The 12656-nt window shown below is 59.0% G+C and carries 9 protein-coding genes and 4 pseudogenes; 9 read left to right on the top strand and 4 right to left on the bottom strand.

The window, feature by feature from the left end:
* Positions 1–6: 6 nt before the first annotated feature.
* The 3 genes and pseudogenes from D3Y57_RS17775 to D3Y57_RS17765 all read right to left on the bottom strand — a co-directional run bounded on the left by D3Y57_RS17775 (position 7) and on the right by D3Y57_RS17765 (position 3872).
* Positions 7–1145 (bottom strand): annotated as a pseudogene (locus D3Y57_RS17775) (DUF2252 family protein).
* 80 nt (positions 1146–1225) lie between these two features.
* A pseudogene (locus tag D3Y57_RS17770) lies at positions 1226–3405 on the bottom strand (catalase).
* 38 nt (positions 3406–3443) lie between these two features.
* Complete coding sequence (locus D3Y57_RS17765) at positions 3444–3872, bottom strand: hypothetical protein (protein ID WP_162987186.1); 429 nt, start codon at positions 3870–3872, stop codon at positions 3444–3446.
* Between the two features lie 305 nt (positions 3873–4177).
* Here D3Y57_RS17765 and D3Y57_RS17760 point away from each other — a divergent pair, with 305 nt between their 5' ends.
* From D3Y57_RS17760 to D3Y57_RS21020, 8 genes and pseudogenes are all read left to right on the top strand, one after another.
* Positions 4178–4366: a hypothetical protein gene (locus D3Y57_RS17760; RefSeq protein ID WP_121154739.1), complete on the top strand. Its 189-nt coding sequence runs from the start codon at positions 4178–4180 to the stop codon at positions 4364–4366.
* A 602-nt stretch (positions 4367–4968) separates the two neighbouring features.
* Positions 4969–5976 (top strand): magnesium transporter CorA family protein, encoded by a 1008-nt coding sequence (locus D3Y57_RS17750; protein WP_121154737.1) that lies wholly within the window; start codon positions 4969–4971, stop codon positions 5974–5976.
* Between the two features lie 35 nt (positions 5977–6011).
* Positions 6012–6686: pseudogene (locus tag D3Y57_RS21220) on the top strand (carbohydrate porin); the annotation flags it as partial.
* Between the two features lie 20 nt (positions 6687–6706).
* Positions 6707–7243, top strand: coding sequence for a carbohydrate porin (locus tag D3Y57_RS21215; protein ID WP_121154733.1), 537 nt, complete (start codon positions 6707–6709; stop codon positions 7241–7243).
* Between the two features lie 578 nt (positions 7244–7821).
* Entirely contained in the window at positions 7822–8127 is a 306-nt protein-coding gene (locus D3Y57_RS17730; protein ID WP_121154729.1) for a hypothetical protein, read from the top strand.
* Positions 8128–8150: 23 nt separating this feature from the next.
* On the top strand, positions 8151–8771 hold the full coding sequence (locus D3Y57_RS17725) for a general stress protein (protein ID WP_121154727.1): 621 nt from the start codon (positions 8151–8153) through the stop codon (positions 8769–8771).
* Positions 8772–9295: 524 nt separating this feature from the next.
* On the top strand, positions 9296–9853 hold the full coding sequence (locus D3Y57_RS17720; protein ID WP_121154725.1) for a PRC-barrel domain-containing protein: 558 nt from the start codon (positions 9296–9298) through the stop codon (positions 9851–9853).
* A 119-nt stretch (positions 9854–9972) separates the two neighbouring features.
* Positions 9973–10770 carry a hypothetical protein gene (locus D3Y57_RS21020; protein ID WP_162987184.1) on the top strand — a complete coding sequence of 266 codons (798 nt, stop codon included), beginning with the start codon at positions 9973–9975 and terminating at the stop codon, positions 10768–10770.
* Positions 10771–10822: 52 nt separating this feature from the next.
* Here D3Y57_RS21020 and D3Y57_RS21015 read toward each other — a convergent pair.
* Positions 10823–11236, bottom strand: a pseudogene (locus D3Y57_RS21015) (ArdC-like ssDNA-binding domain-containing protein); the annotation flags it as partial.
* Between the two features lie 774 nt (positions 11237–12010).
* Here D3Y57_RS21015 and D3Y57_RS17705 point away from each other — a divergent pair.
* Positions 12011–12472, top strand: coding sequence for a hypothetical protein (locus tag D3Y57_RS17705; RefSeq protein ID WP_121154721.1), 462 nt, complete (start codon positions 12011–12013; stop codon positions 12470–12472).
* Positions 12473–12656 lie beyond the last annotated feature (184 nt).

Raw genomic sequence — 12656 nt, 5'->3', positions numbered from 1 at the left:
TGCGGGTCATGCCGCTTGAGCCAGCGCGTACCGTCGACAATGTTCGAGATAACCGGACTCGTGACTGCCCGAAAGATCGACCACGCTTTCCCAAAGCCACGACGGCGCGTCGATGGCTGCCGACCGATGATCGAGCAGGATCTTGCGCCATGCGGCTCGTGCGGCTCCGTCCATCTGGCGGGCATGAGCCTTGCCGACGACGTAGGCGAGATAGCGCGCCGCCTTGACCGCCTCCGAATGGGTGAACTGTTCGATCTCGAGCTTCAGATCCTGGGGGCGAGTTCGCGAATAAAGACTGGGCGATCCAGCAATCGGGCTGCGATCATGCGGTCACCGAGATGCGGCGAGAGTGCCCTCGCGCCTGCCAGGACACGTTCAGCCGGGTCTTCGGGCATGGTAGCGCCAGCGGCGATCGGAGCGGCGGGGCTTGTGGCTTCCTTGATGTCGATCAGCGCATATCCCGAACGACCCTTGGCACCCCGGATCTCTATGATTCCCGCGTAGCGGAGCAGGCCAAGTGAACTGCATCCTTTCATCCAATAGGCGGCGTCCACGAGTTTGATTTCCCGTGCCTTGTCCTTGTAGTCGAGCGACAGCAACTGCCGCTTGATGTCGGGATCGGCCAGCAAGCCGGCGATGGCGGCGCGCTCGTCGGACTCCAGCGGCCAAAACTTCTTGCCCAACGGTATCGTTGGTTCAGCGTCATCGATCCGTTCCCGCGCGAGATCACGCCAGCGGCGGTTGAACGCCTGTCGCTTGACGCTGCGGACGACATCGGGTTCGGCACCCGCTTCTCCCTCGCCCCGGTCGGCAAGCGCATGCTCATATCCGCTGACCATTTCCTCGATCATACGCGCCGTTGTTACCCCCGGCAGGTCTGACCCGCGGGCGGCCGTTGCCAGCGAGAGGCCAAGCCGGATCAGATCATGGGCCGGATTGCCGATGACGGTCTGATCGAGATCACGTATCTGGATTTCGATACCGCCCGCCCCGTCCGACAAGGGCCCGAGGTTCCCCAGATGGCAATCGCCGCAGATCCAGATCGCGGGTCCCTGCGGCAACCGCGCTGCCACGGGAGATAACGCCAGCCACTCATAGAACTTAATCGTGTTGCCACGAACATAGGCATGGGCCGACCGCGCCATTTTCATGGTGCGGGCAGATTCCAGTGTTTTCTTGCGATCGGCAGACATGGTGATATTCTTGTGGGGCGGTGCGCTGCCCATTACGCTTTCACCGATGCCGCATCCAGATCGACCGTCATCTCGCGCGGCCAGAACCGCAATTGGCGGCACGTTGCCACAAGCGCCTTTGCGTCCTTGGTCTTGACCAAGGCGACGAAGCCTTCATCCAGTTCGGGGGCACCCGGGATTCCGCGAACAACGCCTGTGCACCTGCACTATAGCCGATGAACTTGCAGTGGCCGAATGCGTCCGCCACGAAATCCTTGGACGCAGCGTCGTTGGCAAGCATCGCGGCACCATCGGCAGAGGGCAAGATGGCCACAGCATCGAAGAGTACGGAAGGACCGCCATCGATCTTGTGGCGGGCAGCAACTGCCGTTCCATCATCGAGCGTGACCCCGCCAATTTTCGGCGCGATCACTTCCCAGGTTGCGCCTTCGGCCTCCAAGGCGCTGGTCAGTGCATTGAACAGCGCAGCCTCCGAGCCGTCGGTGAGGAACAGGCCCATCTTGCGACCCTTGAAACTGTTCGGACCATTGGCGACGATGCTGAGCTTTTCCGATGGCGGCACGTCTAGCGTTGGTTTTGCCGCTTGTGCGGCAGGTGGCAGCGCCATGCCAAGACCATCGGCGACAGTTGCGGCCAGACCGTCATCGATGTTCAGGAGGTGCGACACCGCACGTGCACGAATATCGACACGGACGACCTTGCTCAGTTCAAAGACCAGAGCATCGCCGATGTGCTTCTGTTCGATCGGCAGCTGGCTACGATAGAACATCCGTGCCTGGCTATAGTGATCCGAAAACGTCTCTGAACGGACCCGGGCCTTTACGGCCTCGATCGGTGCAGCAAAGCTTTTGGTGCCCAGTATCGGGTTCTCGCGCGGCCCTGCATCGTCACCCCAGCTGTTCGGCTCGTAGTTCACGCGGCCCTTCGGGTTGGCCATGTTCATATGACCGTCTTGATTGAAATTCATCACGGGCACGCGCGGGGCGTTGACCGGAATATGGGTAAAGTTCGGTCCACCGAGACGCTTCAGCTGCGTGTCGAGATACGAAAAGTTACGACCGTGCAGCAACGGATCGTCGCTGAAGTCGATACCAGGGGGCACGTTCTGCGTGCAGAACGCGACCTGCTCGGTATTGGCAAAGAAGTTATCGACGTTCCGGTTCAGCGTCATCTTGCCGATAATGCGCAGCGGCACATCTTCCTCGCGGATGAACTTGGTTGAATCGAGGTGATCGAAATCCAGTTTGTCCGCCGTTTCCTGATCGAACAACTGAACGCCGAGCTCCCATTCGGGGAAATCACCGCTGTCGATCGCTTCCCACAGGTCGCGGCGGTGGAAGTCGGGATCGGCACCGTTGATTTTCACCGCTTCGTTCCACAGCACCGACTGTAGCCCCTGCTTGGGTTTCCAGTGGAACTTGACGAAGGTCGAATTGCCGTCGTCATCGAGCAGACGGAAGCTGTGGACGCCAAAGCCTTCGATCGTCCGGAAAGAGCGCGGTATCGTGCGGTCGGACATGATCCACATGACCATGTGCCAGCTTTCCGGGCTCAGGCTGATGAAGTCCCAAAAGTTATCATGCGCGGTCTGCGCCTGAGGGAATGCACGGTCGGGTTCCTGCTTGCCCGCATGAATTAGATCGGGGAATTTGATCGCATCCTGGATGAAGAACACCGGAATGTTGTTGCCGACGATGTCCCAGTTGCCCTGCCTGGTATAAAACTTGACCGAAAACCCGCGCACGTCGCGGGCAAGGTCGGGCGATCCCTTGTTTCCCAATACGGTGGAGAAGCGCACGAAAACTTCGGTCTGCTGACCAACCGTGCCAAGCACGTCGGCGCGAGTAATATCGGACAGCGAGTCCGTCAGTTCAAAGACGCCGTGCGCACCGTAACCACGCGCATGGACGACACGTTCGGGAATACGCTCGTGATCGAAGCGGAAGATCTTTTCGCGCAGGTGGAAGTCTTCGAGCAACGTCGGCCCGCGAGGCCCCGCTTTCAGGCTGTTCTGAGCGTCACCGACTGGGATACCCTGCTCGCTCGTCATCGTATAAGCAGCATCGGACGTGCTCTGGTGCGTCTCGCCGCCCGACCCTTGCGGCTCGGCATAACTCGTCGGCAGATCGGCACCGGCCGGTACTTTTTGCACCTTCTTGGCGGTCTCGCCTTTGACCTTGCCCGCGTCGCCCTTGCTGCTTTTGCTCACCATCTTCTTCATCCTGTTTCGTGCGTTCTTACAACCGTGAATTATTTCAGCCGTCTGGCGTTCGCCCGTGCTGCCTTGGCAATAGGGATCAACGCTTTGTCTCCGACATTCGATGCGCACGCCAATGCAGCCGAGGTGCGGATGGCCATCTGGTGCGCCTCAGCGGATGTGGGCAGGCGCGCCCGAAGGCCGAACCCCATCATCTCAGTCCATGAGCCCATGAGGCTCGCTTGGAAAACTGACATCTCGGCAGACAACGCTATGGCCGCTTTGGAAAACGCCGTGGCTTTCTCAGGAATCATTAGACCCAATTCGGCGTAGTCGCCTTTCGATGGGTTTGCTGCAGCTTCTGCGATCAGCCGGCTGCGGACGTTTACGACTTGAGCGGCGTCCCTCATCAGGCCGCTTAACCGTATTGCGCGGTGCCATGGTTCGAACAGAGTGTCGTAAAAGCTCACTGTCTGCATCAAATTATGGCCCCCAACCCCGCTACAGGATACATAACTGCGGAACCGATGGTTTGGGCCCGTGGCCGCTGGGAAGTTGGGCAATAATTATATCGTCGGCAGAATAAATCTTGGGAATCGGCATACAAACTTGAGTGCTTCAGTCATTTGCAGCACGCCAGGCTGCGGTTGAATGTTTCTCCGATCAGCCCGCTCTTTGCGCTGAAACCGTATGGCCGTTAACATCGGTAGGAACGTGCATAGCTTGGTGTAATTTCCCGCAGGGACCTTGGAGACTGGCGATCACACAGCAGAGAAAAGACGTTTCAATGGGTGTGGTCGAGCGCGCATTCGAGCTCGCCCGGAAAGGCAAATTCAAAATGGTCTCTGAAATCCAGGTCGCCTTAACGAAAGAAGGCTATGATTTTGCTTCCCAGCATCTTTCCAGCCCCAGCCTTGTCCGGCAATTAAGGCAAGTGATTGCCGCTGCAAATGCCGGGAGCCCGACGGCCGAATAGCTCTCGGGCTCCCAATATCCTGCGGTGCTTGACCGTCCTTGGCCTCGATGTTCACGCTCGTTTCGGCGAGCTTGGTCGAGTATTCATCGCTGCCGTAGTTTTCCTTGGTTGCCTGGGTAAGTGCTTTGACGGCCTTTTTGCAAACCCAGTGCCTTGGCATAGGCGGCTGTCGTTCCAAATCCCACAATGCCGCATCGACATGACACGAAACCTATATACCTCGCTGCTGTCGATTGACCGCGACATTCCTCCTGCTAGTTTGAAATCGGGAGCTACAGTTGAGGAGAACATCGTGCGTAGACTTCCACTTTCTCTCATAGCAGCAACTCTCTTCATTGCATCCGCGCCATGGGCTGATGCCGCAGGATGTATCAAGGGCGCTGTCCTCGGCGGCGTTGCCGGCCACTATACACATCATCATGCAGTCGCAGGCGCCGTCGGAGGGTGCGCCGTCAGCCACCATATGGCCAGGAAATCTGCGGCGAAATAGTTCGCGTGGAGAAATAGTCCGCGTGGATAGGTCATACTGCCGCGAATGACCTGAAAACGAACTTCGCGGAGCCAGCTTAACCTAGTAGTTAGTAGAACATGGAACGCGCCGCATGCCTGCTGAGATATTTCTCTATGATGCCGATGGTCGCGATGAAACCATTTCGTTTGCCCAAATCGCCTCGGTCGCAATTACCGAACACAAACTAATCTGGGTAGATATCTCTGAAGGCGATCGAAATGCACTCAGTCAAGCGGGCGATAGCCTGGGCGTGAAACTGCAAGAGATATTTAACAAGGATCCTTCTGACGCGGGCAATTCGCCTCAAAACTTCGGCGAGTATATCCGCTTCAACGTCAGCACCGCGCCCTCGACGAGCGAAGAGATGCATTCTGACGATCACGCCGCTGGGCTGGCGGAGGCAGCACCGGCGTGCCGGGTTATGTTCATAATCGGTGAAACATGGCTAGTTACCTTTCATCAAAGCGACATAGGGTTTATCCATCGCTTTCACGAACAGGACCAGGGCGAGACACTGATCGGACGGATGTCCCCTGCAGGCTTGGCGGCATCGTTACTCGACTGGTCGCTAGCGGATTACTTCGAGGGCGTGACGAGCATTACTGCCGACGTCGACAAGCTCGACGAGCGGGTACTGCGGGAAACCACGTCCAAATCTCTGCTTGGGCGTATTGTCACGCTCAGGCGGCGGACTTCACGTATTCGGGAGCTGCTCGTTTGCAATCGCGTTCTTTTTTATGGACTTTCGCGGCCAGACCTGTCGCTAATTGCGAACTCTGAAAGCGCGCCGCATTATCTGACACTCACAAACCGTTTCGAGCGCGCGGTCGACGAGGTCGAGCATGTGCGCGATCTTATCAACGGCAGCTTCGACCTGTTTTCCTCGCGCAACGGCATTCAGACCAATGCACTGGTGAAGGTCCTCACAATCCTGACAGCCATTCTTGGCTATACCGGTGCCATAGCGGGTATTTTCGGGATGAATGTAAAAGCAACCGTGTTTGAAGGCGGCAATATCACCTTTGCGGTGATCATCGGCACGGTTGTCCTGACAAGCGCGTTTGCCCTGCTTTTTGCCCGGCGGCGCAAGTGGATCTGAGCGGCATTGTCAGTCGCCCGCTGCTTTGCTCCCTGATGTTGCTGCTGCCGTCGTCGCATGCATTTGCCCAGTCCCAGTCACCGCCGGCGCAGCCCCCTGCCCCACCGCCCCCAACATTCGCCGAGGCCGGCCCATGGAGCTTTACGGGTGTGCTTAACGTCGACGGGCTGGCAAACCCAGAGGGCGGCATCGCACATGGTGGGAAAATTCTCACCAAGGCTGCGCTGTCGGCAGGCTACGACGTTGCGCAGCAAGGCCATGATGGCCTAACCGGGCTGATCAGCCTCCAATATGTCAACGGGACGCGCTATAGCCTCACCAACGTTGGCGATGTGCAAGGCGTGGATGACATCGAGGCGACAGGCGCTGTCCGCCTGTATGAGGCATGGCTTGCACACGACTATGTCGATTCCAGCAGGGGGTGGAAAGCGGGCCTGATCGATCTGAATACCGATTTCGACACACAGGAAACAGCTGCGCTCTTTCTCAACAGCTCGGACGGCGTCGGACCTGAGTTGTCGCACTCAGGACGGAATGGCCCTTCTATATTTCCGACCACTGCTCTTGCGGTAACCGCTTATTACCGGCCAAGCCCGAAGTTCACCGTCCGGGCTGGCATATTTGATGGGACGGCAGGCAATCCAGATCGTCCTGGTAAATTTGCCATCCGGCTCTCGGGCGAAGACGGCTTGCTCCTGATTGCACAAATCGAGCACCGGTTTGAAAGCGGATTACGCATCGAGGTTGGTACCTGGGGTACACCGCCTTTTTCGATGGTCTTCATCGTTTCGACGTCAATGGCGACCCCGTCCGCGAACAACGCAGTCGTGGCGCATACGCTACGCTCGAAGGGCAGATCCTCCAGGGTGCTGAGGAACGGGGTTTGAGTGGCTGGATGCGCGCCGGTTTGGCGGATCCCGCTGTACAATCCGTCTCGGGCTATCTTGGTGGCGGCCTGGTCTACACGGGACTGTTCAAGACCAGAGCATCCGACCAGGTTGGGATCGCACTCAATCATGCCATTGTCGATCCGAATGATCCGCTAATTCCGAGCATTGGCCACACAGGATCCGAAACGACGATCGAGGCCAGCTACCGCTACGCTGCCACGGACTGGTTAGCGATCCAACCCGACATCCAGTTCGTGCACCACCCTTTTGGCAGCAGCACGATCGCCGATGCGCTGGTCGTCGGCGTCAGGTTCAACTTTACTTTGACCCGGAATGTCATCGAGCGCGTCAGGGATGACTTACCCGTCGCACATTAAGCTGGACAAGCCTTGCTGCCGCGCGCGATGCAGACACGGATCACATCATCGGGCGCGACAATGGAAGACGTCGTTCCCGAATAATTACCGCAGCGCTGGTCTGCGCGCCGTGGCAGCGGGGGGAGATACACCAGTGTCCTGTCGATCAAGCTATGATCTGCTCTCAGATGATCGATTTCGACGTGCGATGGTGAGATAAGCGCTCGATTAGGCTTTCGGCAAACTGTCCCCGACACTCGCGCGCTTTTTTCGGAAAGGAAGATTGAGGGTTTGGCGAGGACAAAGTTGGCGCTGCTGAGTGCCTGGCCCTGACCCTCTGCCAGGCCGACGGAGCCGGTACTTGTACACCCCGCCAGTAACAAAAATGCTGCCCATCCGAAAACTGAAAAGTTGATGATCATGCGTAGGCACCTGATGACCGTCGAACATTCCGCATAAATGCTCCTATCGAAAACGGCAATTATAAGCTTTCCCTCAAAGGGTAGGCGTGGGTCGCCCCGACTAAACGCCACCAGTATATTTCGAGGATACATTATCCAACCGATACGTTCATTGCTGCGGAAGAGGAGAATTCATTTATGAGAAATTATCTGATCGCGGCCGCCGCCGCATGCGTTTTATCGTCCGGCGCTTATGCACAGGCAGATACCACCTCGCATAACCCTGCAACCAAGAATAGCAATGCACATACGACAGCAGCAGCCGCTAAGGGTCGCAACTCCTTTACTGAAGCGCAAGCACAAGGCCGCATCGCCAAGGCTGGCTATACAGATGTGAGCGCGCTTACAAAAAATGAGAATGGTGTCTGGCAAGGCACGGCGATGAAGGCAGGCGCCAAGGTCAATATTGGCCTGGATTACAAGGGCAACGTCACTGTTCGCTAACAGCCACATTCAGGAGAAGATTTATGTCAAAGACCGTTACACGACTGTTCGATAATTATTCGGACGCAACCAATGCCGTGCGCGAACTCGAAAGTCTGGGCGTTCCACATGATCATATCAGCATCGTCGCCAATAACGCACACGGCGAGCATGGCGGGCACGACCATAATGGCGTGAACGATCATGGTGACGTGAGCCGCGGCACTTCGACAGGTGCTGCAGTTGGTGGCGTAGGGGGCCTGCTTGCCGGCCTCGGCTTGCTGGCGATTCCAGGTCTGGGCCCGATCGTCGCTGCAGGCTGGCTTGCGGCAACTGCCGTGGGCGCCGGCATCGGTGCAGCTGGTGGCGCAGCGACGGGTAGTATCGTTGGCGCCCTCAAGAATGCGGGCCACACTGACGAAGAGGCACATGTATATTCAGAAGGTGTCCGTCGCGGGGGAAGCCTGGTGAGCGCCAAGGTCGAAGATGCGCAGGCTGCGGAAGCCGAAGCTATCCTTCACCGTAACAAATCGGTGGATGTCGCAACACGCGGCGCTGCATACCGAAATGGCGGGTGGAGCAGCTTCGACGAGACAGCGCCTGCCTACACGACCGAAGAAATTGAACGCGAGAGGGTGACCTACAGCGGATCGACGCGCATCTAACTTCGACAAGCAGCTGGCGCCTTTCTGGCAAGAGAGGCGTCGGCGCTCATCGCCTGATACATAGACACGATGGATCGGCTGCGACGGGTTGTGGCACAGTTTTGCGGTCGCGTTGCAACTGTGCTGTTGGCTTACTTGGACAATGGATGTTGCCAACGATCGATTTATATATTCTGTGGCCCATTCGCTGAACCGGCGTTCAGTGCTCCATCGTGACATTTGGCGAATGGAAGAGTGTTCGCGAGCAGGATGCAAGCGGGGTGAAGCAGTCAGAGGACCTCTGATCGGATCACCAGCATCGCCACTATCGATCTTCGCGGGCATCGGGCAGAGCGGCAATTAACTGGAAAGATTGGCCAACCGGCCAGACATACGCTTGATCCATGTTTGCACCAATCTCGTTAGCTGTTCAACAGCTGCCATCCTTACGGCGCTCCACTCCCGTATTAGCCAAGCCGACAATCGCTCGTCTCTTGCAGCACTTGCTGCATAAGATTTTGGAATCACTCAGATAGGTTGTCCTTATGGAAAATGTAGCAGGATGGATCGCGCTTGTAGCGACTTGCTCCGCGGCACTGATGACAGCTTCCAATCTGGGAGCGCGGGTGACTGGCTGGGGGTTTGTCATCTTTACGGTCGGCGCAGTCGCATGGACAACAGTCGCGGTTCTGAGCGGGCAAACCCAATTGCTCTGGTCGAACGCTTTTCTGATGCTGGTCGACCTTCTCGGAATTTGGCGATGGCTTGGCCACCAGGCGCGCGTCGAGGACACAGCCAAGGCGGCTATCGCAATAAGCAAGCGCGAGACAAGCGCTACGCTTTTTTCAGCCACCGCGCTGGGTGGCATGCCCGTTATTGGCAAGGACGGCAATCGCCTCGCGCTGGCGGTCGAGGCAATGGCTGCGTGTGAATCCGGCCAGCTTGAATACCTGATCATCAGTGCTGGCGGTGTCGGCGGATTGGGCGAGACTCTCCATCAGCTGCCCTGGACTCAAGCCAGGATCGTGCATGACACTGTTGAAACCGACCTCGATCCCGACGCTTTAAGTCTATTGCCTTTAGCTAAGGCAGCCGCAGCGTAACCCGTAAGCAGTGCATTTTCACGAACGTGTCAGGTTGTCGCTGCCGGCACGATTAACAAAGCATACCGACCAACGACCGGGCAGCTCATGGCATTTGCTGAGTAAGGGATTTTGAGAACATGAACCAAAGTACGCCTCAGGCGCGCGTCGCAACCCGCATAGCCGAAGCCATGGCCGGAGGGTTGATCCTCTATGTCGCCGATGATGAACGCGAGGCCGAGGCAATGGCGGCGGCTGTCGCTGCGATCACGCGAGATCCCGTGATCTTCATTCCGTCGAGTGACGCGTTGCCCGGGGACGATACTCCTGCGAGCCCCGCCAATGCAGGGCGCCGCGTTGCGGCGTTACGCCGGCTACGCCTGATTATAGGAAACAAGGAAGATACTCCGTTGGCATGCGTTGTTGCCGCGGAGGCGACTGCGCGTCTGTACCCAGGACCAGCGGACTTCAATGCCGCACCGCCGCGCCTAGCTCTTGGCGATGAGATCGACGTAGCCGCGCTGTCGGATCAGTTGTTCGACATCGGGTATTTCGTTGACGATCGGATCGACGAGCCCGGGGAGATCGCTGTTCGGGGAGAGGTGATAGACATTTTCCCAGCAGACTCCGATCTGCCGGTCCGTATCGAAATCGCTGATGGGAGGATCGCCACCTTGCGGACCTACGACCCATTAAGCCAGCGAACCATTGCGGATGTTGCGTTCATTGAAGTCGGCCGCGCAGCCGAACCGCTAATTGGAGCAGGGGTGTCACTTCTCGCTCACCTCAAGCCCGCTACCGTGGTTTTTGCCAGCAAAGTCGAAGCGCGCCGTACGCGTTTTCTCGCTCTTGCCGCGGAGGCAGAGCGTCTTGGCAGGCGCGGGACCGCAGCAGTTCCACAAGATCGCTGGGATGAGGCTCTTGCAGAAAGCGTTTGAGGAACGGGATGGCCTTGCTGCCGTTCTCGCTGCCGGGTGTCACGTCTGCGTTTGCCGCGCCGCCGCTCCCGTTGCCTCCGTTCCCGTTTCCCCCTGCCCCGTCGCCCTTGGGCATAAAGCGATTGGCGAAAACCACCTGTGTGCCATGTTCGCCCTTGCGGACCATGCCGCCAGCGTTCCGCGCCTGTGCAAAGGTCAGCCAGCGCTGCGCCGCAAAACCGTGCTTGATGACCGCACCCCACAGGCAGAGAATGTTGATCCCCGAATAGGCGCGGCCCGTAACGGCATTGGCCGGAAGGTCGGGGCGCGCAGCGGCATTCGACCACGGCTGCACCCATGGGATACGCCCGGCTTCGAGTTCGGCAATGATGCGGTCGGTGACCTCGGCGTAGATGGAGACGCGCGGCGCGTCAGCGCCGCCCCCTCCCCGCTGTCCGCATGGGCCAGACTTCGAATAACGTGGCATAAGACCTGCTCCTTTCACCAATTCCGCCAAGGCCACCCCGGACGGGGGTGGGCGGCAAAGACGACCGGACAGGCCTGCGCAAAAGGGGACGGCCGCACCCAACGGGCCGCAACGTAAGTGGAGGACCCGGCCCACAGGGCCGGGTTGCGGCGGGCCCCGCGCGGGCCTAGCCGGGAGGGCCGCCCATCCCGCGTCCCGGGAGAGGCCCCACAAACAGCGCGGCGGCGCGGGCCACGCCGCCTCATTGCCGGGCCGGCACGCCGGCCCCTTTCGCGCCAGCGATCGTTACCGACGGCCGAGACCCGGTAGGGGCTCGGGGGTGCGCTGGAAGACGCAGCCTAGAGCGCGGTCGTCGCACGCGCGACGGGGCGCCCAAGGGCTTTCATGATGCGATCAACCGACTCCGCTCCGCGGCGAAACGGAGTTCCGATGTCCTCGCCCTGCTTGAGCCACGCCCGCCACCGCCCTAGAATCGGAACCGAAAGACAGGACAGACACAAGACGCCGATGACTGCGCACCCGAAAAACACCCGACGACGTCTGGCGCTGTGGGTCTGTGCCGCACTGGTGCTGCTCGGCGCGTGCAGCGATCCCAAATAGGCGGACAACGCCAATTTCACCAGGGCGATCGATGGCTATCTCGACACGCATCCCTTTTGCATCGATGCGCCCTCCTCGTTCGGCGCGCTCAGGCCCGTCGGTCACGAGAAGGATGTCGCAGCCTTTCCGGCGTATGTCGCGCTCCCCGCCGATCGCTCGGCCAGGTCGCTGTTCATGACGAACACCGCGCCGTTCGATCTGTTCGCATCCGCCGGGTTGCTGAATACAAAAACGGGAACGATCGACATCACCAGGCCAAAGTTCACCGGGCCGCCGACCCGACAGACGCTCGCGGTCAGGATCTACGACCTGACCGCCATGGGTCAAAAGGCGCTTCGGCATCCCGATGCACAACCGAACGCCGTCTTTGGTCCCCTGGGCGACCAGTTCTGCTACGGAACCCCGCAGGTCGATGCCATCACGCGATTTACCGAGCCGAGCCCGGTCATGGGGACGACGGTGTCATCGGTGCGCTATCGCTACAGGCTGAAGGACAAGGCCGACTGGGCGACGCTGCCGTCGATGATCGCCGCCTTCCCGATCCTTGCAAAGACGACCGCCGCCGATGGCGCCGAAGGCAGGACCACGCTCGTGCTGACCAGCAGCGGCTGGGTCGACACGCGCTCAAACCCCTGAACGGGCTTCCTTCCCGTCCACCAGACGTTCGGAACAGTCGAGAAACGAAGGAGCCACGGGATAGCAAGCAGCGCCTTCGTGTCGGTCGGCGCAGCCCGAAATCGGGACTTGCATCGCGATTCCGCACGTTTAGACTCGCCAGCGCGCCACGGTTGACGAGGCGCCGGAGCTTGAGAACTCCGCT

The sequence above is a fragment of the Sphingomonas paeninsulae genome (assembly GCF_003660165.1).
Classification (GTDB): Bacteria; Pseudomonadota; Alphaproteobacteria; order Sphingomonadales; family Sphingomonadaceae; genus Sphingomonas_O; species Sphingomonas_O paeninsulae.
This window is presented reverse-complemented; position numbering and strand designations above follow the sequence as displayed.